This window comes from Taibaiella koreensis, from assembly GCF_003545715.1.
GTDB classification, from domain to species: domain Bacteria; phylum Bacteroidota; class Bacteroidia; order Chitinophagales; family Chitinophagaceae; genus Taibaiella; species Taibaiella koreensis.
Genome location: NZ_QVNU01000003.1, coordinates 387,960 through 412,545 on the forward strand (window position 1 = coordinate 387,960; position 24,586 = coordinate 412,545).

General features: G+C 51.5%; 18 protein-coding genes. 8 read left to right on the forward strand and 10 right to left on the reverse strand.

What is annotated here, in order from left to right; genetic code table 11:
- Positions 1-36: 36 nt before the first annotated feature.
- Positions 37-549, forward strand: a complete 513-nt coding sequence (locus DZK30_RS11720) for a gamma carbonic anhydrase family protein (protein ID WP_118974321.1) — start codon at positions 37-39, stop codon at positions 547-549.
- Between the two features lie 10 nt (positions 550-559).
- Here DZK30_RS11720 and DZK30_RS11725 read toward each other — a convergent pair whose 3' ends face one another.
- From DZK30_RS11725 to DZK30_RS11770, 10 genes are all read right to left on the reverse strand, one after another.
- Positions 560-991, reverse strand: coding sequence for an META domain-containing protein (locus DZK30_RS11725; protein WP_118974322.1), 432 nt, complete (start codon positions 989-991; stop codon positions 560-562).
- Positions 992-1,005: 14 nt separating this feature from the next.
- Positions 1,006-2,115, reverse strand: coding sequence for a trypsin-like serine protease (locus tag DZK30_RS11730; protein ID WP_118974323.1), 1,110 nt, complete (start codon positions 2,113-2,115; stop codon positions 1,006-1,008).
- Positions 2,116-2,366: 251 nt separating this feature from the next.
- On the reverse strand, positions 2,367-3,566 hold the full coding sequence (locus DZK30_RS11735; protein ID WP_118974324.1) for a hypothetical protein: 1,200 nt from the start codon (positions 3,564-3,566) through the stop codon (positions 2,367-2,369).
- Entirely contained in the window at positions 3,547-4,020 is a 474-nt protein-coding gene (locus DZK30_RS11740) for a hypothetical protein (RefSeq protein ID WP_118974325.1), read from the reverse strand. The genes DZK30_RS11735 and DZK30_RS11740 overlap by 20 nt, the downstream gene beginning before the upstream one ends.
- Positions 4,021-4,048: 28 nt before the next feature.
- Positions 4,049-9,541 carry a hypothetical protein gene (locus DZK30_RS11745; protein ID WP_118974326.1) on the reverse strand — a complete coding sequence of 1,831 codons (5,493 nt, stop codon included), beginning with the start codon at positions 9,539-9,541 and terminating at the stop codon, positions 4,049-4,051.
- Between the two features lie 49 nt (positions 9,542-9,590).
- Entirely contained in the window at positions 9,591-10,391 is an 801-nt protein-coding gene (locus tag DZK30_RS11750) for a hypothetical protein (protein ID WP_118974327.1), read from the reverse strand.
- A 14-nt stretch (positions 10,392-10,405) separates the two neighbouring features.
- A complete protein-coding gene (locus tag DZK30_RS11755; protein WP_118974328.1) occupies positions 10,406-13,027 on the reverse strand; it encodes an acetate and sugar kinases/Hsc70/actin family protein in 2,622 nt (873 codons plus the stop codon).
- A gap of 159 nt (positions 13,028-13,186) precedes the next feature.
- Positions 13,187-13,798 carry a sterol desaturase family protein gene (locus DZK30_RS11760; RefSeq protein ID WP_118974329.1) on the reverse strand — a complete coding sequence of 204 codons (612 nt, stop codon included), beginning with the start codon at positions 13,796-13,798 and terminating at the stop codon, positions 13,187-13,189.
- 137 nt (positions 13,799-13,935) lie between these two features.
- On the reverse strand, positions 13,936-14,886 hold the full coding sequence (gene paaA, locus DZK30_RS11765) for a 1,2-phenylacetyl-CoA epoxidase subunit PaaA (protein ID WP_118974330.1): 951 nt from the start codon (positions 14,884-14,886) through the stop codon (positions 13,936-13,938).
- A 96-nt stretch (positions 14,887-14,982) separates the two neighbouring features.
- Entirely contained in the window at positions 14,983-16,056 is a 1,074-nt protein-coding gene (locus tag DZK30_RS11770) for a T9SS type A sorting domain-containing protein (RefSeq protein ID WP_162903038.1), read from the reverse strand.
- 168 nt (positions 16,057-16,224) lie between these two features.
- On the opposite strand from DZK30_RS11770, the gene mqo reads away from it, so the two are divergent.
- From mqo to DZK30_RS11805, 7 genes are all read left to right on the forward strand, one after another.
- Complete coding sequence (gene mqo, locus DZK30_RS11775) at positions 16,225-17,736, forward strand: malate dehydrogenase (quinone) (protein ID WP_118974332.1); 1,512 nt, start codon at positions 16,225-16,227, stop codon at positions 17,734-17,736.
- A gap of 158 nt (positions 17,737-17,894) precedes the next feature.
- Positions 17,895-18,353: a ribosome maturation factor RimP gene (locus DZK30_RS11780; RefSeq protein ID WP_118974333.1), complete on the forward strand. Its 459-nt coding sequence runs from the start codon at positions 17,895-17,897 to the stop codon at positions 18,351-18,353.
- Positions 18,354-18,408: 55 nt separating this feature from the next.
- Entirely contained in the window at positions 18,409-19,665 is a 1,257-nt protein-coding gene (gene nusA / locus DZK30_RS11785; protein WP_118974334.1) for a transcription termination factor NusA, read from the forward strand.
- Between the two features lie 188 nt (positions 19,666-19,853).
- Positions 19,854-22,919, forward strand: coding sequence for a translation initiation factor IF-2 (infB, locus tag DZK30_RS11790; protein ID WP_118974335.1), 3,066 nt, complete (start codon positions 19,854-19,856; stop codon positions 22,917-22,919).
- Positions 22,920-23,072: 153 nt separating this feature from the next.
- Complete coding sequence (locus DZK30_RS11795) at positions 23,073-23,495, forward strand: RidA family protein (protein ID WP_118974336.1); 423 nt, start codon at positions 23,073-23,075, stop codon at positions 23,493-23,495.
- Between the two features lie 79 nt (positions 23,496-23,574).
- Positions 23,575-23,760, forward strand: a complete 186-nt coding sequence (locus DZK30_RS11800; protein ID WP_118974337.1) for a CsbD family protein — start codon at positions 23,575-23,577, stop codon at positions 23,758-23,760.
- 81 nt (positions 23,761-23,841) lie between these two features.
- Complete coding sequence (locus DZK30_RS11805; protein ID WP_240432908.1) at positions 23,842-24,522, forward strand: response regulator; 681 nt, start codon at positions 23,842-23,844, stop codon at positions 24,520-24,522.
- The last annotated feature ends 64 nt before the right edge of the window (positions 24,523-24,586 follow it).

The window sequence follows — 24,586 nt, forward strand, 5'->3', positions numbered from 1 at the left end:
CATTAACTGTTGCTAAACTAAAAATATATTTTCCTTATGCCCGTCATTCTTCCCGTAAAAGGTATTGCTCCCCAGATTCCCGAGTCCTGTTTTATCGCTCCCAATGCCACTATTGTAGGCGATGTGGCTATGGGCGAGGAATGCAGCGTATGGTTCAACGCGGTTGTCCGCGGTGATGTGAATAGTATCCGTATGGGTAACAAAGTGAATATACAGGATGGGGCTTGTATCCATGCGACCTACCAAAAAACAAAGGTGGTGCTGGGCAATAATGTATCTGTGGGGCACAATGCGATTGTCCACGGCTGTACCGTAGCCGACAATGTGCTGATCGGTATGGGTGCTATCGTGATGGACAATGCAGAGATCGGCAGCAATAGCATCATCGCCGCAGGTGCGGTAGTGCTGGAAGGTACCAAGGTCGAGCCCGGGACCATTTATGCGGGTGTGCCGGCTAAAAAGGTAAAGAACATTAGCCCCGAACTCATCAGCGGCGAGATCGAAAGGATTGCCAATAACTACACCATGTACAGCTCCTGGTTTCAATAAACCTTTTCCGTTAATTCCCTTTGGAAAGATCGTACACGGCCAGCTTCTTGCCGCCACTGTAGACAATAAGCCGTTGTGCGGTCAGCTCATAGTGATCTATGCTGCGTAGCATATTCATATAGGCTGCTTCGGCTTTGCTCCCGCTGCAGGCTTTCCAGGTCGCCGCCAGGTGGTTGAATTGTAAGCTGCGTTCGGCAGTATCGATGGTATAATGACCATTGAACGTGTTGCAGATCATATGTCCGCTTGCCGCACTGTCCCGTCCCAGAACAAGCGTAGCGACACCCCGCCATTGCCGCTGCAAAGCAGTGTCTTCAAGCGATTGTAATACCCATCGTGCAGATGCCGGCGGGCCGGCTGTCCCTTTAACAAGGGATGGCCGGCCCGCCATACAGGCACTCAGACTGATGCAGCAGGCAATAATGCCGGATAGTTTTTTCATATTATTGTTACAGGTCAGGCGCCTCTATAGATCTTTTTGGTCAGGTACCGGCCATCGCGGGAATCATAGAAACGGATAATGTACAAACCCTGGCTGAGACCGCTCATGTCGATCGTATAGCTACGCAGTGATGGTGTTGAGATGCCTGCCTGGTAAACCTTACGGCCTTCGGCATTGAATATAAAACAGTCGATAGAAGGCGATTGCACATTGCCGAAATAGATACCCAGCGTATGCCCCGCAATGCCGATCCGGATATCGTTGTCTGTCCACACGCGGGGATCGATACCAACTGTATAACCGCCATTAGCATTGATCACCGAATCGATCCAGGGCCGGAAGGCCGCAACTTTCGTATAAACACCCGGCGTATCGGCTGAGGTATAAGGTAGCATGCCACCGCTCACTACGCCGATGATCTTTTTCTGACCATTCTGGTCGATCCATACCGGACCACCGCTATCGCCGGCCGCCGCGCCGGCAACCGCTTCGTTCAGCCTGTAGCCGGCACAGAAAGACTGGCTGCTCACGCCACCGTAGAGTGTGTTGCAAAGAGTATGGTCGAATACTTTTGTATTGCAGAACTTCATCGTATCAGGGCTGCCGAATGTTGCCGGATCCGATATCCCCCAGCCCGCGATCTTTACCGGTGCGCCCGTCTCATAGACCACTGCAGCATCGCTAAGCGCAGGCAGAGCGATAGGCTCGATCGTAGTGACCGGCAGCATTAGCTGGATCAAAGCGATATCCTTGCCATTGCTGAAGAAATCCCCGCTCAGGCTAAACTCCTGGTGGCAGAAGATCTTTTTCAATTCAACTTCCACACCACCGTTGGGGTTGACCGGTGCATTGGTATTGACCGTATTGAACCGGACGCGTGCAGATGCCGGGGAGATCGGCTGACCGTTAACAGGGTCGAAAGTGCAGTGGCCGGCAGTGACCACCCATTTGGGATCGATAAGGGCGGAGCCGCAAAAGTGGCCGGAGATGTCGCGAAGGTCTCCGATCCAGGGCAATTGGCCTTCCTGCACCGACTGGCCGCCTACGATCCAGGACTGTTGCGCAGAAACATTAATAACGGTTGCGCACAGCAACAGGAAGCTTAAGGGAAAACGTTTCTTCATATGAATTGTTTTATAGGGTCTGCTAATAGACACAGACGGAAAAATAAGGTACCAACTTAGTGATTGCCGGTAAGAATAATCAAATGTAGCCAATGCTTTTTCCCTGCACTGATGATTTCGACCAACACGCTATAAAGGAGGACCAATAAGGAATTTTATAGGATCAGGCTGATGGACAATTTTGTTGTTGCAAAGAGAAGGGCCGCTTTGCTAAGAAGGCGGCCCCGTCGATATTGTAGCGTTGTTGTGAACTACTGTGCTGTATCGGGCTGATCCGGTGGCAATATCTGTTCCAGCAGCGAAGGAGCATTGTATACGAAGGCGCTGATATTGCCGTTGGCGTCCTTTTTCGCTTCATAATAAGTAGGGGTATTGGTCACGCAGTCGTACAGGATGATCTTACCATCTCTGTTCATAAAGCGGTAGGCGCCGTTCAGGGGCTTTTCTGTTTTGTCCTCCATAGTGACCATGATCTTTTCAGGCGCCGTGTAATCATTGTTCTTAATGTCGCCTGCAAAGCGGTAATAAAAGCCATCGGAAAGGCCGGCGACGATCACATACTGGACATTTTCTTTGATGGGCTGCTTGATAATGGCATAGGTAGCATCCGCCGCTGAGCGGGGAATGCCGGAGGTGTGCAGGGCGATATATTTACTTTCAAGATCGCCGTCCTGGCTCATGCTGCCGATAATGATCTTTCGGTAGATCGCTTTCAGATCGGCATTCTCTGCACGGTTGTTTTTTACCTCTTTAAAAGCGGTCTGGTAAAGGTCAAACTCCTTCACATTCTCAACTACATAATTGGTGTTTACATAGCCGATATCTTTTTTTCCCTTAAACAGGTAGCTCAAAAAACCGTTATCCTTCAGCAGCACTTTCCTGAAAGGATACTGGTTGCTGGTGTTGTCGATACTACGATAGTATATCTCCTTGTCCACAGCTTTCAGCTTCTGGAACGAAGGAATGGGCCCCTTGACTTCGTAAAGGTCCATGCGGGCAACTGCTTCCTTGTTCTCATCCCTTACCAGCACATTATCCGTAATGGTGTAGAGGTATTGCATGCTGCTGTAGGCCAGGTATTGGTAACCCAGGTAACCCAAAAGAAGCAACAGCAGGGGAAGTACAATAAAGGGCCATTTCTTCCTTCTTTTCGGCGCCGGCCAGGGCGTAACCGGTACATCTGCCGGTGCAGATACCGGCACCGGGATTACTTTGGGCGCAGGCTGCGGCCTGGGCGTGAATAAAGTCTCTTTAAAAAAAGCATTGATCTCATTGCGCTTATCCTCATCGGTAAGCCCCCAGGAATGGAACAATCCGCTGAGCTGATCGGCGATCTCCTCGTTGCTCAATGCTGTCCAGCCTTCCTTTAGCCGGGCAGGGGGATCCTGTCCTTTTCTTTTGCGGTACAGGAAAGTGATGAAATCGGCTATGTTACTTTTGTTTATCGACATGATAGGTTCCTGTGGTTTTATCCATAAGTCTGATCAATACATCATTGGGTATGGTCACCCCGTTTTGTTCGTTGATTTTGAAACGGGCCGTCAGCAAAGGGCTTCCCTGCTGATATTGCAGCTCAAATCCATGCTGGCTCAGCCTGAACCGCAGCAACGCTTCATTGGCATTGAAAAAATCGCGGCCCTGCTCTCCTGAGTTTTTTAGCTCAAGTGTCAACACCCCATTCTCCTGCCTGATGTCGGCATCGCTGCCGTAAGCCCTGGTGACCAATGCCGCAAAGGTATCGGTTTTCATAGTGTTGTAGCTGTTGCTGCTAAAGGCTGCAGGTTGCTCTACGGGCTGTTCCATTGCTGTATTTCGGAGCAGAACGGTGGTAAGACCGGCGCCTGCCGCTACAACCAGGGCCAGCGCCGTAAAAATGATCTGCCATTTACTAATGCTGTGCTGCATATCGTGCTTTAAAGTTTGTTCTGGTCTGCTAACGGAAATAATGCTGGAAGGAACGGGAGGCCATCACTTCGTTAATAATATTGTTGAGCAGCGTCCAGTCAAAATCCTTGTTATTGTCTACAGTAAAATACAAGGTGTATACCTTCGTTCCCGCTTGTCCTATGCTTGCGGCCTGCTGCATGTCCTGGTTGGTAATGGCTACCACCAGGCGCCGGGAATTGCCTGCGCCCGATCCTTCTTCATTGATGGTACCGGTCTTGGCATAAAAATAGAAGCCGGGATGTGCGCCGCGCAATCCGCCCAGCGCATGTCCTGTACCGCTGCCACCATAGATCACGTCGTTCATGCCTTTGAAAATATACGCCGACAGGAACTGGTTGAAGCTGCCCGCTTCGCGCCAGCTGGCATCCGTTTGCCAGGGCATCCCATGTTGTTTGCCGGGTAGTACCTTCAGCTCCAGATTACGGTTCTGTGTAAACAGGGCGGTGTACATTTCCAGCATTTTGAGTGGCGATACCTGGTAAGGGTAGCCGCCCAGCGTCGTCGTTTTCAGGCCCAGGTTAAAGTTCTGGTAGGGTTCAGTAAAAGCACGCTGCGCCTGCAGAAAGCTTGATTGTTCGGGGAAGCTCCATAAGAAATAGCTGCCTTTATTCTTCGATAATGCGGTATATAACGGACTGTCTACTATGTTGACGCGGGTATAGGAAGCTGGTATGTTGCCATCCCCATCATAGGTTTGTGTGCGCAGGCGCGTGTTCGTTTCCAGCCCGTCAGCCAGCAGCGAATGCTCGTTGCCGAAGAAGCTTTTCTTCTTTTGTTCGCGCTCATTGGTAAGCGGCCAGGCGCCCTTCCTGTGATTGTAGTTGGGAAGATAATAGACATTGCCGTTGAAGGTAAATACGGGATACGTATTATCGGGACCGGCAGTACTGCTCAATACATGCTTCAGGCTCATTACATTGTCGCGCACGAAAGCGCTGCGCGGGTAAGAGCCGAGGAAGATCATGGCCGATTGGTAGAAGTTGCTGGATACTTCAATGTACTTATCCAGGCTCAGCTCGGCACGGTAATGATCGTCGTTTTCCCAGGGCTTCAGCAGTTTGAAGCCGCCATAATTGACATATTCTGTCTGGGCAGGCGCCATCAGGTGCAGCTGCCCCCAGCCGGCATTGGCCTGCGATGCTATCGCTGCGGCGATCAGCGGCTTTACCGAAGAGCCTGGTCCAAGCCGCATGGCCAGCAGGTTGCTGTTGCCCCACTGGTCACGCTCGTTGCGGATATTGCTGAAGAAGAAATGTTTTTGCTGCAACCTGGCGATAGACACCACATCATTGGGGTCGAGTCGTATCCTGTTGCGCACAAAATCATTCATCAGCCTGATGTTGCCGTCAGCATCGGCAGCGGCGACGCTAAACCGGAACCGGCGATTGGACCGGGTCGTTCCTTCATAAGCCTGGTCGATCATTTCCTGCACCCTGTTGTACAGGTTATAATCGAGGCTGATCGCGATATTGTCCTGCAGCACGCTATCGGCCTTATAAGCATTGCGAATGGCATTGGCAAAATGATACATCCAGAAGTTGTGCTCCTTCTGGGGGTAAAGGATCTTATAGCTGCCATTGATCCATTTGTTGACCGCAAAGTAATTGCCCGAATTGCTATAGGCCATTACCAGCTTGCTTGCCGGCATGTTGAGCGTAGCAATGTCTTCGTTATTGAAGCTGTTGGCAAACCTGGTCTGGTATTGCACCAGGTTGTTGCTGTTTTTTTTATAGAGCAGCAGGCCCGCTTGCTCCTGACCAGCCTGTTTGATATCAAGAATGCCTACGGGCTGTCGGGCGCCCGTAAACCAGGCGGCAGGCATTATGGCCAGCTGCAGGCGCGCCGAAGGGTCTTTTTTGAAATAAGGGAGCGCTACGGTACTATTGTTGTTATTATAGCTCAGGCTTACCATAGGCGTTGGCAGGCTCAGGTTTTCGGTTACCGATCCGTTCCATACTTTCCGGTTCTCGACAGGCGGCAGCTCCAGGTACAAGTGCTCATTGTACAGGGCGCTGTACTGGTCGTTGTCGTAGAGCATGTAGAGCGGGTTGTCGATACGGAAAGCATTAGCCGGTTTGCTGATCAGCTGTTTCAGGATGCTGCGCGTATAGTTGTCGGTTACCGAGTCGTTCAGCAGGTCTTTGAAGCGACGGTCTTCGCCCAGTATCTTGATCAGACCGGAGTAGCTGTATCGTTGCCGTTTTCCTGCGAGACTATCCTGTATCTCGTAGAGCACCGCATTGAGATCTTTGTTGATATGGTTCTTTGTTTTCTCCACAATGATCGAAAAATTATTATTGCTCAGCTCATTGCCTTTAATAGTAGTGAGCGCAAAGCCGGCGATCAATATGGTAAAGAAGGTATAACGGGCCAGGTTGCTGCGCAGGTTCAGCTGGTACGAGCGGTACGAAGCCGGCTGCTGCGTGAGTGTAATGCCAAACAGCACCAGGGGCAACACCACGCTGAGCTTGCTCGTCAGGCTCAGGAAAGGAAAGTCCTGTCCGAAGAAAACAAAGCGGTTGGTGGCTGTGAGCCATACAAACAGGCTGAGCGTGAAAAACAGCAACAACGGCAGCACACCGGCATAAGAGCGGAAGTTGAGCCTGTAATAAGGCTCCTCGGTCAGCCGGTACGAGATCAGGTAGAGAATGAGAGGCAACAGCGTGAGCAGCAAAACCAGGTACATGGTGAAGTTGCCCAGCTCCCCGATCACAAAGCGTGCAATCACCACATCCCTGGTCTGGGTATTGTAGTCCACGCCTACCTTAGAATAGGGACGCAGGTTGATGACCGCATCGTTGTGATAGGGCTTGTTTACATAAGAGTTGATGAACCATTGGTTTTCGGCAGTCTCGATAATCTTTTGCGTCTGGAACGAAGAGTAGGGGTTCTGGGCCAGTAACTCGCTTATCGGCTGATGGATAATGGACGCGCGGTACTGCACATGCTTGATCGCGCTGGTAGCTTTGGCTTCGAGGAAAGCCCTGCTGCCAGGGATCAGCAGCAACAACAGGTAGCAGCCCAGCACGGCGCCCAGTATGCCTGTAATCTTTTTCTGCTTTTTATAAAAGAAAAATAGCACAGCGACGGGTATCAGCAACAACATTCCAATGACGATGAGCTTGTAGGTGAGCAGGTAGTAGAACAGTGATTTGAACGAAAGCACCACCAGGTACACCACCAGCGCCGCTATACCATAAATCCAATAGTTATTCGGATTCAGCAGCATCTTGCGTATTGTCGTATGCTGCGAGTTGAATGGCTTCTTCAGGAAGTTAAGGAAGATATTTTTGAGCAGGATAAATAGGGTAAACAGGATCGCAAAGCCACGGTCGGTGAGCGCAAAAAAGAGTATGGTAATGAGTGTGAGCAGGAAGGCCGGGTTGTAGATCAGGTATTGTATATAGGCCTTCAGGCGGATATAGCCCATCGACTCTCCGGGCCGCACCCACTCCTGGTCGAATTGGTAATAGCGGTTGCTCAGCATTGCAAAGTAGCAATAACCGATCACCGGCAATATAATAGAGCTGACGCGGGTCAGTATCTCGATGTGCAGCAGCTTGCCATTGAGGAAGAACAATACCGTACAAGCGCCGATGAACAGGGCATAGGCCTTATTAATACGTGGCGCTGTTTTCAGGTTCCATTTTTCAGCCGGGGAAAAGAAAACCGGCTTTCCATTGGATACCAGGTAACGGTAGCCGCTAAGCATGATCAGGAAGAGGAAAAGCCATACCAGGGTAAACGGTATGGGCAGGCGAATGCTGCCCCAGCGATAATCGAAATTGAGGATCGTGTTTTCCAGCTCATACTTGGAAATGTTTTCCAAGGGAGGAAAAGTGGCCAGCCGCCAATACAGGATAAACCGAAGGATCAGCAGGGCATAGATTACCGCAAACAATATGGGTTCTATACGTACCAGGCTCTTGCCGGGAAAGAAGATGAGCACAAGCAGCATGCCTATATAGATAACGGCAGCAAACAGGACCAGCTTGCTATACCTAAAGCCGTTTTCAGAATAATCCCTTACGGCGAACAGGTAGCGAACGCCGGGTTCGGAAGATTGCAGGCTGAAGCGGTTGTTTTCAATAGCACGGTAGGCGCCGTTACGGTTGTTGTCGGCTATACCGAAGCGCATGGGTACATTGGGCCGCTGCGACAGGTAGTCCATAGTGCCGTTTACCGGGTAAGGCGTATTCAGCCCGTAGTTATGAAAATAAAAGCCCTCGCGCAGATCCGAGCTGAGAATCTCATCATTATTATTGGCAATGAACCGCAGGTTCTTGTTGCCGGCCACCTGCCGCTCTGCCGGACTGGATAGCAGGTAGGCGGGAGGGTAATCGAATAACAAGGCTACTTGATCTCCGGATTTCCCGGCATCGTATTCCGAAGGATCGATGGTACTCAGGTAGGCTTTCTCCTGTATGTTATGAAAACCGATATAGAATTTCTTACCAAAAGGGATTTCGGTTTTGTTATTCAATTGAGGAGTTACCTGCTGCCCGTCGGCAGAAAGGCGGTAGCCGTTGCGGATAAGGCCCTGGGAGGGGAACAACGAATAGGCATCTTCATTGCCTGCACTATTATGTGTAAGCAGGTAGCTCTCGCCTATCTGTCGCAGCACAAATTCCAGCACGGCATAGCTTTCGTTCCGGCCTGCCGAGAAGCTGCGGCTGTTCAGGAGCAGGTTGTACAGCGACTTTCCTTCCTGCAAGGCACGTTCTGCTATCTCGATATGATCGGTATAGGGCAGCGGGACATTGATCTCCTCGGCAAGTTGCCGGTCGTTAGAGCGGATGTCGATCGCATAGACGATCCGCTTTTGCTTGCCCGGTCTCAGGAAGTCGAGCCAGCTGCCGGAGCCTTCGTTGATCTGCACTGCGATCCGGTTAGCACCATTCTCAAGCGTAAACGTTTTACGGAATACCTGGGGGAAGATATCGTTAATGGGAGTGTATACACCGTCCTGGTCGGTCTGCAAAAAGACCGGCTGATAAAAGCCGGCAAAACTGATCTCCGCCTTGTCGTTAACCTTCCTGCTGAAGGTCATGCTACCACCATCGCCGGTAGTATCATCTGTAGGCAGGGTGAGCGAAAGCGACTGCCGGAAGGTGATGCCCGTATTGCTGATACCATGATAATCGCTGTTCAGGAACCAGGGATGACTGCCGCCGGGATTGGTCGTGCGAAGGATACATACGATACTGCTGATGAAAATGACGGTCATCAGGCCAAAGGAAAGAATGACCTTATACTTGCGGATCACCTGTGCAGCCTGTGCCTTCACGGCATCGCTAACATCGGGCATGTCCGTTTTCCGGTAGATAAGTTGCTCGATATTGATCTGTGCAAAATAATACAGCAGGCAGGCAATGATCGCTATGCTCAGGAACCAACTGATGATGCTGCCCAGAAATAGGTTGAGCAGTATGATCGCCAGCGTCGGCAACAGCAGGTATAGGATACCCTTAATTTTCATGCGGGTCTTTTTTCAGGGAGATAAATATTTTGCCGGTGAGCTTACTACATCAGATATTACGAATGCGGTAGCCGGAGATGATCGACTCGTCCAGACCGCCGGAGCCTTGCTCCCTTAGCAGGTCCAGCAGCGGCTTGATGTGTTTGGGTATCTTGTCCACAGGCGTATCCTTGTTGATCTCAGTTGCCAGGCCCTCTCCCGGGCTTTTCCGGCTCATGAGGTATTGGATATTGGCCTCGTCGTAAGGCTGCTTTTTGGCAATCTTGTAGCGCGTAAGGCTGCTGTAGTGACTCATGATCTTCATCAGGTTTTCCTCGATCTCCCTGTGTGCGCCTCTTTCCATCGCATCGTGCATGGGCGCTACCAGCTTGCGGAAAGCTTCGCCGTAGTATTCGTTGTCAAAATTCCTGTCGCTGGCCAGCTGTTGCTGCAGCTGCTCTTTTTCCTTGGTGAGGTTGTCCAGCTGGCGTTTCAGCTTTTGCTCCTGTGGCGACGGCCTGCCTTCTTCCCGGATGGGTTGTGTTTCCGGCTGACTTTCCGGGCGGGGGGTATTTGCTTTCGCTTTTCCCGATGACAGGCGCATTACTACCGCGGTAATGACGGCGCCGGCGACAAGGCCCAGCACTACGGGCAGCCAGGGGAAGCGCTGGCTATCGTTATTGCCGGTATCGTCCGCAGTGTCGCTTATCCCTCCGGCCTCGCCATCTTCAGCCAGCGAAGTGTCCTGTTGTGTTGCAATATTACTATCAGCAACACGATTCGTGTCCTTGGCGCGATTGGTGTCCGTCTGGGCCTGTGCCCAACCCGTTGTCAGCCCGGTCAGCAGAAACAAAAAGAAAAGACGTTTCATGTCAGCAGTTTTGTTTAGAAATATAAAGGGTTCGACGGGGGATTTTCAGTATTGTTATCGTTGTCGCTTACCGGAGGTGGGGTAGGAGCCGGGGTTGCCGGCACCACCGGGGCCGGAGCAATATCATCCCGCTCCAGGCTGTTCAGGTATTTTTCATCGATATAATTGGGGAACAGTGAAGGAATGATCAGGCTCATATCGCTGCTGCCGGTATCTTCTATCGCCCTCATCGGCGCAATGCAATCGACGATGCCATTGTATTTTCTCCTGATGAAATAGCCCTTGTGGGTAAACTCGATATCCGCCTCGTAAGCGACGCCCGGCCGCTTCTGGAAAATATCGTTGCCGCTCACACGGTAGGTCTTGGAGCCGATCAGGAACTGGCTCGTCTGCAGCTTGTCGAAATTAAGGTTATGGTCGAACGCCAGCACTTTTTCCTCCGCCTGCTCAAAGCTGTTCAGATCGTTAAAGATGCGGGCAAACAGTGATTTACGAGGCGCTGCCGGCTTCTTGGGCTGCTGCGCCTCCGGCTCCTGGTCGCCGAACACCAGCTGAATAGGATAGCCCGTCATTTCGGCGTTCACTCTTATGGAATTGTTGAACACGCCTTTGATACAGATGTCCTTAAGCTCATTGCTGTTGAGCAGGTTGATCCGCGACTCGCTTACCTGCAGCTGCTGCACCAGGCTTTGCTTCATCTTATCCACCAGCGGCTTGAACATGAAGCTGCGGCCTGTAAGAATGATGCCGGCACAGTTGAAATCTTTCTTGTTATCCTTGATCAGGCGTATATACCGCACAGCCGTATCGGCAATAAAATCGCAGGTCTCGTTGATATAGCTGTAGAAGTCGGATACATTCTCCAACCCGCTCAGCAGGCTGATCAGCGTATTGATGCCGTCGCCGTATTCGATAAGGTCGCGGAAGCCGATATCCCCGCTCCGGGCATGGTCCCAGGTATCGCGCACCTGATCGCTGATATGGCTGCTTTTGTAATTGAATTTTAAACGCTCCAGCTCGTTGTAAAAGTTGTTCTTCCGCTCCAGGTCATCACTGGTCAGAATGCGTATCACCTTATCCTTGATATACCTGATGCTGCTTTGATGGGTCTGCGCCGTCTGCCGGATATAGTGCAGCAGCGTCTCAAAAATAGCATAGGTGATCATATTGCCGGCCCCGGAAAAGCCATTGCGGTACACGGGATTCAGGTCAAAAATATTTTCCTTGCCGGTACGGATAACGGAAAAGTCAGTAGTGCCTTTGCCCGAATCGATAATGATATAGTCGCGGTCTTTCTCGATCGAGATATTGTTCTTGTTGATGTACCCGATAAAAGAAGCGTCGCTTTCCGATATTGTCGACACTTCCCAGGCCAGGATGCGGTCTTTATATTCATGCTCGCTCAGCTCCTGGAAAATATTGTGCAGCTGGTGTTGGATATAGTTGATGTCGTTGGTATCGTAAATATTGGGCACCAGCAGCATCAGGCGAATGAAGCGGGTAGCTTTATCGTAGCGTATGAACTCCTTTTTGAGGAAGGAGGCGATCATTACCTTTAGAATGGTATTGTATACCTTCTGCTTGATCTCGCTTAGCTTGATCGGGATGCCGTAGCCCTGCTTCTCTATCTCGAAAGTCACACCGCTCAGCAGGTCTTCATGTTTGTGGATTATTTTGAGATTGGGCAGCTGGTGGAACTTCTGCGCCGTAAGCGTATTGAAGCCGTCCTTGGTATTGACCAGCATCTTCAGGTTATCGGCAATGTTTTTAATGAACACTTCCCGGTCGATATCCTCATAGTCGCCCGTCAGCTGTTCCTTCAGGTAGAAGAGCGATTTGTAGAAATTAGTATTCTTCTCTTCCTGGTAAAAGTCAACCACCTCGTTCTGCGATACCCATCCGTTGCTTTTATGAAAGGAAACGATGTTGCGGAAAAGGTTCTCGATCTCAGGACGCCTTTCCTGCAGGTTAAAATCGTTGGTATAGCGCTTCACCGCCATCTGGCTCGATTCGGAGCCGAAGTCGAGCGCGATGCCCAGGAACTGCGAAGGATGCGCGAGGTAGAGGTCCACGGCATTGGAATATTGCTCCTCACCCACTTCCAGCACCACGCGTAGCGTCAACTTATTGCGGTCAAACAAAGCCTGGTCGATCTCCCTGGTCTGGCGGCTTTTCACATGCACCACATTCTGCTTCGATTCAAAGCTGAGCGCCAGGTGACTATTGGCCTGGCCCAGTTGCTGCACTTGTTCCCGTACCGGCAGTATAGCTTCCGGCTTCGGCTTTTTATCCCTGCTCACATAATCTTCGAGATCCTCGTAGCTCAGTCTTTCTTTAGCGGCCGGAGCCTGCTCTGCTGCGGGTTTTGGAGCCGCTTTTTGTTCAAACAGCTTCAGCGTTATCACATCGTCATTGAGCGTGCATTCCGCTTCGATACGGCTCATCGGGATATCGTGACTACCTTCCACAAAAGTGCGGATCACGCTGCTCCTGAGAATGCTGAAAAGATTGAAGCTGGTGAGGCTGGGCACTTCTATAATATAGCTGTTGTTCTTTGGTTGAAAATGCTGCCCGGTCAGCTCAAGCAGCATTTCCCTGCGATCGTTTATGATTACGGGGAGAGAATAAAAATTCATTGTACAGAGTGATTTGTCTGGTAAAAAATCAAAACAAATGTAGTTTAAATTTGAACAGAGCGGCTGTCCCTGCGCGTATTGTTCCTGCAGCTGAAGCCTGTGCCAAAACGCGCCCTGGTCCTTTAAAGGAAGCAGGGCGCCTGGAAAATATTGCCGGAATTACTTTTTAGGAGGAATAGTGCCAAAGACATGGTCCCAAAGCACCGAGCTGACCCCAAACCCTTTTTCGGGATACTTATAGTGGTGCAGGTGATGGTTGCGCCACAGCGCCTTAAGAAAGGCCGGCGGTGTAAAGGCATGTATGGCATAGTGCATGCTGCCGTACATCAGGTAGCCCGAGAGAAAGCCCGGGAAAAAGGCCAGCACGTTCCAGTCCATGATCAGGTATTGCAGGCTGAAGAACACTGAGGCCACAATGATGCTGGGCACCGGTGGCATAAACAATCGTTCCCGGTCGCGGGGATATTCGTGATGGATACCGTGCAGCTTATAGATCACCTTGCTCAGCCTGGGCTTCTCCGAAACGAAATGGAATACAAAACGATGCAGCACATATTCCATCAGGCTCCAGATAAGCATACCAAGGAAAAAGAACAGGAGCATGCGGCCAATGCTCAGGTATTTGTAGGCATGACCATAGTAAAGAAGGAAGGCAATAATCGGAAGGTAAAGGCTATAAATAACGACGGGGTGTGTTTTGGTCATCATCTCCAGGTACTCGCTCTGAAACAACCTGCCCTGGCCCTTATTTTTGATCTTGTCGATGTGCATTCGATGCCTGTTTTGGTTTTACGAATATAACATAAGTACAATCAAAATTGTTGCTCTGTCCCTGTGCATGTCCTATGCTTTCGGGGTGCCATTAGGACAATTTAAAAAGCCGGCACCCCTATCGGGCGCCGGCTTCATTATGCCGCTTTAGGGCTTGCTTGTCTTGATTTTCGTTTCTCTGCATAAGCCTGAGCCGCGTCCCGAACCCAGGCGCCGTCTTCCCAGGCCTTTTTACGGGTCTCCAGCCTTTCCTTGTTGCAGGGGCCATTGCCCTTCACTACGTTCCAGAATTCGTCCCAGTTGATCGTGCCGAAGTCATAGTGTCCCCGCTCCTCGTTCCATTTCAGGTCTTTGTCGGGTATGGTAAGCCCGAGTATCTTGGCTTGCTCCACGGTAATGTCTACAAATTTCTGACGCAGCTCATCGTTGCTGAACCGCTTGATCTTCCATTTCATGCTCAGTACAGAGTTAGGACTGCTGTCGTCCGTAGGGCCAAACATCATGATCGAGGGCCACCACCAGCGGTTAAGCGCATCCTGTGCCATCTTCTGCTGCACTTTGCTGCCTTTGCTCAGGCTGAGCATGATCTCGTAGCCCTGGCGCTGGTGAAAGCTTTCCTCTTTACATACCCGTATCATGGCGCGGCTGTATGGCCCGTAAGAGGCGCGACAAAGGGGCACCTGGTTCATAATGGCAGCCCCGTCCACCAGCCAGCCTACAGCGCCCATATCGGCCCAGGTAATGGTAGGATAATTGAATATGGAAGAATACTTGGCCTCGCCGCTGTGCAGCTGGCTGTACATTTTATCGCGTGTAATGCCCAGGGTTTCGGCGGCGCTATAGAGGTAGAGACCATGGCCTGCCTCATCCTGTACCTTGGCCAGCAGCACCGATTTGCGGCGCAGCGAAGGGGCGCGGGTAATCCAGTTGCCCTCAGGCAGCATGCCTACGATCTCGCTGTGCGCATGCTGCGAGATCTGCCTTATCAGGGTTTGCCGGTATTTCTCCGGCATCCAGTCTTTGGGCTCTATACGCAGCTCGTTATCGATTTTCTCCTGGAACTGCTGTTCCAAATTAATTTCAGACATAAAACTATCCTTTATACAGGTACCAAAGGTACGACAATTGTCGCTAAGCGTATACAGGATGACAGGAAGTTAATATCGTTAAAACCTGATGATGGGTCAATGGCCCACCGCTATCTTTTCATAATAAACTTCGGCGCCCGTCTGTAAGCGCAGGAGGTACAGGCCATTGGACCATCGGCCTACGTCTATGGTTGTTTGTGGCCGGCCTGCTGGTAGCGTTGTCCGGAAAACGGGCCTGCCAGAGATATCGGAAAAGGAAAGAACGGCCTCCTGCTTTAAGAGTGCTTTAAAGGCCAGGTATAATTGCCCCGCGGCAGGGTTGGGATAACACTGCAGCACTGCCCGGGCCGGTTTCGGATCCTTGATACCCAAAGGTACCGGGTACAAAGTATCGCAGGCTTCCGGTACGAGCTTCAGGGAATAAAAGCTGTCGGAATAGCAGCGTAGGGTATCATAAGGTGCGTAAGGGGCCCCGTAACCATCTGCCACGTTCAGGATGATCTTAGAAGGCAAAAAGTCGCCGGCAATGCGTTCTATATACTTCCCTGGAAATCTATCATTCGACCCGCCAACAGCGATGCCCCAATTATACGACGGGTACGCTGTAGTACTAAAGGGGGGGATACCGGGGGTACCGGGGGCCTTCAGCGCATGGATAAAATAAGTCCGCAGGTGGGCCGTATCATAGAGCAATACCCGCACGGAATCTAGCACAAAGCAAAAGGAAGTGTCGCCCGAAATGGGATTGGGCCTCAGGTCAGCACTTTGGGGCCCGCCAGGAGTTGGCGGAACTGGCAGGCAAATGGTATCGCCCTCCTGTGCGTTATATACGAATAAGGGCGTGAAGCGGTTAAAGTTTTCATTGTAAACAAATACCGTGTCTGTATTGTCGTAGAAATAGTAGTCCCTGTTATTAGGATGGAAGCCTCCTAAAACATCGCTGCGTATATCGGTGATCACTTTGCGGCAGGCGATGCCATCGATCAGGGTATCCTTTATGGATTGCGTATGAAAAGTACTGTTGGTTTGTGACCTTGGCTCCCCCTGGTACTCGATATGGACGCTGTAGTACCACCATTCGGCGCCCACCGGCGCAAATTGATTTTGGCTATAGCTCCGGCCGCCGGCCAGCAGCAACAATACGATAATAAGGTGGAAAATTTTTTTCATGATGATATGATTTTTGAACATATTCAAAAATACACAATTAGCAAATATGAACGATGTTATTGTCTGCCCGGTGTCATTTTTTTATTACCTATAAGCAGAATCGATCCCCATTAGATGTTCATACGCTTGCTTAATTCTAATTTTGCATTTCATTCTATTCTTTGAATCATGTCAAGAAAACAGGAAGAGCAAACCGTAGATGCGGTGCTGATAGGCGCCGGCATCATGAGCGCCACGCTGGGCGTGTTTTTAAAGCAGTTACAGCCCGATTGGACCATCGAGGTGCTGGAACGCCTCGACGAGGTGGCCGCCGAAAGCTCGGCTGCCTGGAATAATGCCGGCACCGGCCACTCGGCATTGTGCGAGCTTAACTATACGCCCGAAAAGGAAGACGGTACCGTCGATTGTACCAAAGCGTACAAGATCAATGAGCAATTTGAAACCTCCAAGCAATTCTGGGCCTACCTGGTTGAAAATGGCCTGATCAAAAGCGATTTCATCCAATCGGTGCCGCATATGAGCTTCGTGCGCGGTGAGAAAGACGCTGCCTTCCTGAAGAAAAGGGTGGCTACCCTTACGCAAAGCCCCCTGTTTGAAGGCATGCAATACAGCGACGACCATGATACACTGAGATCCTGGTTCCCGCTCATGATGGAGCACAGGGGCCCTGAGGAAAAAGTAGCTGCTACAAAAATGGATATCGGCACCGATGTCAATTTCGGCGCGCTCACCTGGTCCATGATCCGATACCTGTTCCGCCAGCCGGGCGTGGGCATTCACGTAGCACATGAGGTCAAGGACGTAGAGCGCAGCGAGGATGGCCAATACTGGGAGATCAAGGTGCGCAATATGACTACTGATCAGAGCCGTACCATCCGTTCCCGTTTTGTCTTCATCGGCGCCGGCGGCGGTGCTTTACACCTACTCGAAAAATCCGGTATACCCGAAGCCAAAGGCTACGGCGGCTTCCCGGTAAGCGGGCAATGGTTACGCTGTATCAACCCCGATATCATCGAAAGGCATCATGCCAAAGTATATGGCAAAGCCGCTGTGGGGGCCCCGCCTATGTCGGTGCCACACCTCGATAGCCGTATGATCAACGGCAAAAAAGAGCTGCTGTTCGGCCCCTTTGCCGGCTTTTCCACCAAGTTCCTGAAGAATGGCTCCTATATGGACTTGCCCACCTCGATCAAGCTCAACAATATCGTACCCATGATCCAGGTAGGACTGCACAATATGCAGCTCACCAAATACCTGATCCAGCAAGTGCGGCTTTCTCCCGAAGAGAAGCTGGAAGCACTGCAGGAGTTCTACCCCGACGCTAAGCTCGACGACTGGGAGCTGGCTATCGCAGGACAGCGGGTACAGGTGATCAAAAAAGATAAGAATGGCGACGGCATCCTGGAATTCGGTACGGAGCTGGTACATGCCGCCGACGGCTCCATCGCAGCTTTGCTGGGAGCATCGCCTGGTGCATCCACCTCCGTTTCCGTTATGCTCGACTTGCTGAAAGCCTGTTTTGCAGAAGAGATGCAAACGCCGGCCTGGCAAAGCAAGCTGCAGCAAATGATCCCGGCTTATGGGCAACACCTTGCTACTGATGGCGGGCTGCTTGACAAAACGCGGGCCTGGACCAGCTCGGTGCTGCAATTAAAGCCGTCTATCGCCGAGCCGGTATAGATTTTAATTATAATACCGAAAACGGAACAGATAAATTTGGATTGGGATGATAAAAATCCTTATCTTTGCACCGTAATTTGAAGAAAAAGGGGCCCGGAAGGCCCCATTCTTCGTTTTTAAGTATCTGGCAGCTGAGGCTGCGGCTTGTTTGAAAAACAATGGAAAACAGTATTATCGGTCAGATCACGGAAAGGCTCGAAGCCCTTATCGAAGGCTCTTCGCTCTTCCTGGTAGACCTCAAAATAAAGCCAACCAATAACATTAAGATCTACCTGGACGGCGACACGGGTGTTACCATCGATGCCGTATCTAAGATCAACCGGTCTTTATACAAGCAGCTGGAAGAAAGCAGCCTGTTCCCCGATGGCGATTTTTCGCTGGAAGTGAGCAGCGCAGGCGTAGACGAGCCGTTGAAATTCCTGCGCCAGTATACCAAGAACCTGGGCCGGAAGGTCGAGATCACCCTTAATGATGGTACGCTCAAAGAAGGTGTGCTGAAATTGGCGACAGAAACGGAGGTGACCATAGATGAACCTGCGGGAAAGAAAAAAGAAATAAAGGAAACCGTCATTCCTTTTGATCATATCAAGAAAACAGTAGTACAAATCAGCTTCTGACGGGAAGCGCAACAGGAGGATCGCTCAGGCATCCTTCGTTTTAATACTTTATCCAATGGCAAGTATCAATCTTATTGAATCCTTCCAGGATTTTAAAGAGGCGGAAAATATCGACCGCCCCACGCTTATGAAAGTGTTGGAAGACGTATTCAAGACCTTGCTCCGCAAGAAATACGGCTCCGACGATAACTTCGACGTTATTGTAAACGACCAGACGGGTGACCTTGAGATCTTCCGCCGCCGCATTATCGTGGAAGACGGTTTCTCGGAAGACGACCTGGCCGAAGTAGAGCTGTCGGAAGCCTTACGGCTGGACCCGGATTATGCCGTGGGAGAAGAGCTTTATGAAGAAGTGAACGTGTTCGATTTCGGTCGCCGCGCCATCCTGGCTGCCAAGCAAACCCTCGCTGCACGTATCAGTGATCTTAAAAAGAACAGCCTGCTTCAGAAATATGCCGACCGCGTGGGTGAGATCATTACCGGTGAGGTATACCAGATCTGGAGAAAAGAGCTGATGCTGCTCGACGATGACAATAATGAGTTGCTACTGCCCAAATCGGAGCAAATACCCGGCGACTTCTTCAAAAAGGGCGAACCGATCCGCGCGGTAGTGAAGAAGGTGGAAATGCGTAACAATACACCCGTCATCATCCTCAGCCGTACGCATCCGTCCTTCCTGGAAAAGCTGCTGGAGATCGAAGTACCCGAGATCCTGGATGGTCTCATTACTGTGAAAAAGATCGTACGCGAACCCGGCGAGCGCGCCAAAGTGGCCGTAGAAAGCTACGACGACCGCATCGATCCGGTGGGCGCCTGTGTGGGTATGAAAGGTAGCCGTATACACGGTATCGTGCGCGAGTTGCATAACGAGAACATTGACATCATTAATTATACCGCCAATACCCAATTGCTGATCCAGCGTGCGCTTACGCCGGCTAAGGTGAACCGCATCGACGTGAATGCCGAAAAACACCACGTAGATGTGTACATGGATACCGACCAGGTATCCCTGGCTATTGGTAAAAAAGGGGTGAACATCAAGCTGGCCCAACAGCTTACGGGCTTTAGCATTGATGTTTTCCGCGACATTAAGGAATCTGCCGATTTCGATATCGATCTGGAAGAATTCAGCGATGAGATCGAGGAATGGGTGATCCGCGAATTCAAAAAAGTAGGTTGCGACACAGCCTTGAGCGTGCTTGACCTTTCTGTTGAAGAGCTGATCCGTCGTACCGACCTGGAAGAGGAAACCGTGCGCGACGTTCGCCGCATTTTGGAAGCCGAATTCGAAGAAGATGGGAACGAAGCGTAATAATTCGGCATTATTTAAATATTTGAGACAGACATCAGTTAGGAAATTAACTACATTTGCAAGTCTCTATCGATTAAGTTAAAGCTCTCTTTTAGTTTTCAACCGGACTTAAGGCGGGCTCTGATAATCATAAAAATTGCTGGAGGGAAATGCCCGATAGCCCGAAAAGGTTGAAAGCTAATTCAAGAATGTCCATAGGAACAAATACACCACGATTACTGGCCGCGGCCAAAGAATTTAACATCGGAAAGGAAACGCTTGTCGAATTTCTGAAAGGGAAAGGCTTTGAAATAGACGCAAGCAAACCTACTGCCAAGCTGAGCGAGGAAATGTACGGATCACTGCAGGCAGAATTTGCCACAGATAAAGCGACCAAGCGTAAGAGCGATTCCATCGCCTTGCCCAAGGGCTCGCTGATCGACAGCCTCAACAAGTCGCAGGAGCAGCTGGATATCACAGCAAAAGATAAGAAAGAAGAAAAGGTAGAGCCCAAAAAGGCGGAAAAGCCTGCTCCGAAGGAGGAGCCGAAACCGGTTGCACCGCAACCCGAGCCGGCGCCTGAGCCGCAACCTGAGGCAGAAAAGCCTCAGCCTGCACCGGCTCCCGCTCCCGAGCCGGCGCCGCCTGCAACGCCGCCACCAGCGCCTCAGCCCGAAGCCGCCGCAGAAGAAACGGGGCATATCGAGCTGCAGTCGCCCAAGTTGGAAGGCCCCAAGGTACAGGGCAAGATCAATCTCGACGACCTTAATCTGAGCACCAGGCCCAAAAAAGGAACACCTCCCAAAAAGAAGGAAGAGGACCGGAAAGAAAGCCCGGTGGAAAAGGCCGAAGTGCCGGAAACACCGCCCCGTGCAGAGACACCCGTAGTAGAGCCGGCGCCCCCGCCTCCCGCTCCTGAACCCAAGCCGGCCCCGGTAGCCGAAGTGAAGAAAGAAGCGCCCGAGGATGATGCGCCGGAGCATATAGAAATGAAGGCCCCCAAACTGGAAGGCCCCAAGATCATTGGTAAGATCGAGCTACCCGTCAATACCGTTGGCGGTAAGCAGGAACGTAAGGACAAACGCAAACGCAAACGCATACCGCTCGAAGGCAAAAAGCCGGAAACCGGCCCCGGACAACATGGGCAGCAGCGGCCGCAAGGTGGTAATACAGGCGGTGGCTATCAGGGCAATCGCCCGCAAGGTAATAACCGGCCAGGTGGTGGCCACGGCAACGCCCAGGGCGGCCATGGCGGCGGTATGCAACGCAATAACAACCGTCCCGGTGGTGGCTTCCAGTCGGGCCCCGGACGGGATAACCGCAGGCCGCATCAACCCGTGGGACGTCCCGTTCCCGAGCAGGAGATCGATGCTAAAGCTATCCAGGATAAGATCCGGGAAACCCAGGCCAAGCTCTCCGGAGGCGGTGCACGCAATAAAAATCTTAAGGCCAAATACCGCCGCAACAAGCGGGAAGAGATGGCCGAAAAACGCGCTGCAGCCGAGCAGGCCAATGACGGCAGCGTAATACAGGTAACCGAGTTTATCTCGGTGAGCGAGCTGGCTAATTTGCTGGACGTAAGCTTTGCCGATATCATCAGCAAGTGTATGAGTCTCGGCATCATGGTATCGATCAACCAACGCCTTGACGCCGAGGTGATCGAGCTGGTTGCCAGCGAATTTGACCGCGAAGTGCAATTTATCAACCTGGAAGAAGGTTCGGATGAGGAAGAGGAAGATACCGACGATCCGGCCGACCTTAAGCCCCGTGCACCCATCGTTACGATCATGGGTCACGTGGACCATGGTAAGACCTCGTTGCTCGATTATATCCGCAACGCCAGCGTAGTGGCAGGTGAAGCCGGAGGCATTACCCAGCACATAGGCGCTTACAAGGTAACCACCGATTCCGGTAAAGAGATCACCTTCCTGGATACCCCCGGTCACGAAGCGTTTACCGCGATGCGTGCCCGTGGCGCCAAGGTTGCCGATATTGCGGTGATCGTGATCGCTGCCGACGACGCCATCATGCCGCAGACACGTGAAGCGATCTCGCACGCGCAGGCTGCCAACCTGCCTATGATCTTTGCGATCAACAAGATGGATAGGGATGGCGCCAACCCCGAAAAGATCAAGGAGCAGCTTTCTGCTATGAATATATTGGTCGAAGACTGGGGTGGTAAGTACCAAAGCCAGGAGATATCGGCCAAGAAAGGAACGAATATCGACCTGCTGCTTGAAAAAATACTCCTGGAAGCAGAATTGCTGGAACTGACATCGAACCCTGATAAAGGCGCGATTGGTTCCACCATCGAAGCTTCTCTCGATAAAGGCCGCGGCTACGTATCTACCGTACTGGTACAGGCCGGTACCCTCAATGCAGGGGATATGATCGTCTCCGGACAATATTTCGGTAAGATCAAAGCCATGTTCAACGAACGTGGCCAGAAGATTATCACCGCCGGACCTTCGACGCCGGTACAGGTATTGGGCCTGAACGGCGCACCGCAGGCAGGTGAGAAGTTTAAAGTATTTGCCGACGAATCCGAAGCGAAGAACCTTGCCGGACACCGCGCCCAAATCATGCGTGAGCAGGGCCTGAGAAGCCGCAAACACCTTACCCTGGAAGAGATCGGACGCCGTCTGGCGCTGGGCAACTTCAAGGAGCTGAACGTCATCATCAAGGCCGATTTCGACGGTTCGGCCGAAGCCCTGAGCGATTCGCTGCAGAAGCTGTCTACCGAAGAGGTGGTGGTCAATGTCGTGCTGAAAGGCGTAGGTCAGATCACCGAAAGCGATGTGATGTTGGCCAGCGCTTCCGACGCCATCATGCTTGGTTTCCAGGTACGGCCTTCGCCCCAGGCGGCAAAGGTTGCCGATCAGGAGAACATCGAGATCCGCTACTATTCCATTATCTACGATGCGATCGCAGAGATCAAGGCGGCGATGGAAGGTATGCTCGAACCTACTCTGGAAAAGAAAGTGGTGGGCAATATCGAGGTGCGCGAAGTGTACAAGATCAGCGGCGTTGGTACGATTGCCGGTTGCTATGTGCTCGACGGCAAGTTTACCCGCAATACCCGCATCAACATTATCCGCGCTGGTATCGTAGTGCATACCGGCGAGCTGGCTTCGCTCAAGCGCTTCAAGGACGATGTGAAGGAAGTGAACGCCGGCTACGAGTGTGGTCTGAGTGTGCGCAACTACAACGATGTTCAGGTCGGCGATATCCTCGAAGGTTACGAAGAAGTGGAAGTAAAACGCAAGCTTGCTTAAGCAAACGAAACGATAAAGCAATACCCCGGCTCGCCGGGGTATTTTTTTTGCTGTAGCCCCCCTTCGATCGGGCTGGTATTGGTATACCTCAGCCGGCAATTTTTTGCAGGATGCATAACGGCCGGGATAGTCTTGTTTTTCTATCTTTGCCGCATGTCACAGAAAATCTCTACCGATAAAGCGCCTAAGCCGGTTGGCTTATACCCGCATGCCCGCAAAGTGGGCAATCTGCTCTTTCTTTCCGGGATAGGTCCCCGTGCGGTCAGCGACGAGATCCCCGGCCTGAAGCTGGATAAGAACGGTAATTTCCTGGAGTTCGATTTCGAAGCGCAATGCCGTAACGTATTCGATAACGTACGCATCGTGCTCGAAGAAAGCGGCAGCAGCTGGGATCAGCTGGTCGACGTTACCGTATTCCTGGTGAATATGAAGCGCGACTTTGCCGTGTATAACAAGGTATATGCCGAGTATTTCAAAGACAATCAGCCCTGTCGCACCACAGTGGAAATCAACTCGCTGCCCACGCCTATTGCCATCGAGCTGAAGTGTATCGCGACCATCGGCGGCGAGGGTTAACATAAGCTTACAAGGCCTGCGGCGAACTTCGGCGCCTGCGCACTGTTTTTATCATTCACCCCAAAATAGAAACAAGCTTATGAACGCGCAAACACTGAAAGGCCATTGGAATGAGCTGAAAGGCAAATTGAAACAGAAATATGCCGACCTTACCGACGATGATTTGCTATATGTAGAAGGCAAAGAAGATGAGCTTTATGGCAAGCTGCAGCAAAGGCTCGGCAAAACCCGCGAAGAGGTTGAAAAAGAGATAGGCTCACTCTGATAAACGGTCAGTGAGAGATATGGGCCGGCGCTGGGAAAAACAGTGCCGGCCCCTTTCATCTGTGGTAAAAAGTCAGTAAATTTGATCGGGTCTTACCATTCAGGCAAGGACTCCGGCCCTATGAGCATGACTACCCAAAATTCAGATATCCGCGTTGTCATTATTGAAGATGATACCACCATCAGGGAATCCTACAGCTATCTCATCAGCGAGGCGCCCGGCTACACTGTCATCAGCAGCTATTCGTCGGCGGAGTTGGCGCTTAAAGGTCTTAAGGCCGACGACCCGCATATCGTGCTGCTGGACGTAGAGTTGCCGGGAATGAACGGGCTGGAGGCCATTCCCCGCATCAAGGCCCTGGTCGAAGATGTCTATATCATTATGCTTACGGTATACGACCACCAGCAAACGGTATTTGATGCCCTGGGCAAGGGCGCTTCAGGCTACCTGACCAAAAGCACAGCTCCGGGAAAGATCATAGAAGCACTGGGCGAGGTGATGGACGGGGGCGGTCCCATGAGCGCCAACATCGCGCGTATGGTGGTCCATTCTTTCCAGCGTAGCCAGGAATCGCCGCTTACCCGCCGCGAAACGGAAATACTGGAACAGATCGCTGACGGTAAAACCCGTAGTCGCATCGCTTCCGAGATGTTCATCGACCTGGAGACGGTCAAATCCCATCTGAAAAACATCTACGCCAAGCTGGACGTGCATTCCAGGGCAGATGCCATTAAAGCTGCCAAGCAAAATAAGTATATCTGATCCGCGGGCCGTGTTGTTGCCCATACCTGCTGTCCGGTAGTTCTGCGCCTGGGCCCAACATCTT

Bases quoted from the DNA above. Each gene is read 5' to 3' on its own strand.
- DZK30_RS11760 (WP_118974329.1), bottom strand. From the start codon at position 13,798: ATGCACATCGACAAGATCAAAAATAAGGGCCAGGGCAGGTTGTTTCAG.
- DZK30_RS11795 (WP_118974336.1), top strand. From the start codon at position 23,073: ATGTCACAGAAAATCTCTACCGATAAAGCGCCTAAGCCGGTTGGCTTA.
- DZK30_RS11745 (WP_118974326.1), bottom strand. From the start codon at position 9,541: ATGAAAATTAAGGGTATCCTATACCTGCTGTTGCCGACGCTGGCGATC.
- DZK30_RS11735 (WP_118974324.1), bottom strand. From the start codon at position 3,566: ATGTCGATAAACAAAAGTAACATAGCCGATTTCATCACTTTCCTGTAC.
- DZK30_RS11740 (WP_118974325.1), bottom strand. From the start codon at position 4,020: ATGCAGCACAGCATTAGTAAATGGCAGATCATTTTTACGGCGCTGGCC.
- DZK30_RS11755 (WP_118974328.1), bottom strand. From the start codon at position 13,027: ATGAATTTTTATTCTCTCCCCGTAATCATAAACGATCGCAGGGAAATG.
- DZK30_RS11800 (WP_118974337.1), top strand. From the start codon at position 23,575: ATGAACGCGCAAACACTGAAAGGCCATTGGAATGAGCTGAAAGGCAAA.
- DZK30_RS11750 (WP_118974327.1), bottom strand. From the start codon at position 10,391: ATGAAACGTCTTTTCTTTTTGTTTCTGCTGACCGGGCTGACAACGGGT.
- infB (WP_118974335.1), top strand. From the start codon at position 19,854: ATGTCCATAGGAACAAATACACCACGATTACTGGCCGCGGCCAAAGAA.
- paaA (WP_118974330.1), bottom strand. From the start codon at position 14,886: ATGTCTGAAATTAATTTGGAACAGCAGTTCCAGGAGAAAATCGATAAC.
- DZK30_RS11730 (WP_118974323.1), bottom strand. From the start codon at position 2,115: ATGAAGAAACGTTTTCCCTTAAGCTTCCTGTTGCTGTGCGCAACCGTT.
- nusA (WP_118974334.1), top strand. From the start codon at position 18,409: ATGGCAAGTATCAATCTTATTGAATCCTTCCAGGATTTTAAAGAGGCG.
- DZK30_RS11725 (WP_118974322.1), bottom strand. From the start codon at position 991: ATGAAAAAACTATCCGGCATTATTGCCTGCTGCATCAGTCTGAGTGCC.
- DZK30_RS11770 (WP_162903038.1), bottom strand. From the start codon at position 16,056: ATGAAAAAAATTTTCCACCTTATTATCGTATTGTTGCTGCTGGCCGGC.
- DZK30_RS11780 (WP_118974333.1), top strand. From the start codon at position 17,895: ATGGAAAACAGTATTATCGGTCAGATCACGGAAAGGCTCGAAGCCCTT.
- DZK30_RS11720 (WP_118974321.1), top strand. From the start codon at position 37: ATGCCCGTCATTCTTCCCGTAAAAGGTATTGCTCCCCAGATTCCCGAG.
- mqo (WP_118974332.1), top strand. From the start codon at position 16,225: ATGTCAAGAAAACAGGAAGAGCAAACCGTAGATGCGGTGCTGATAGGC.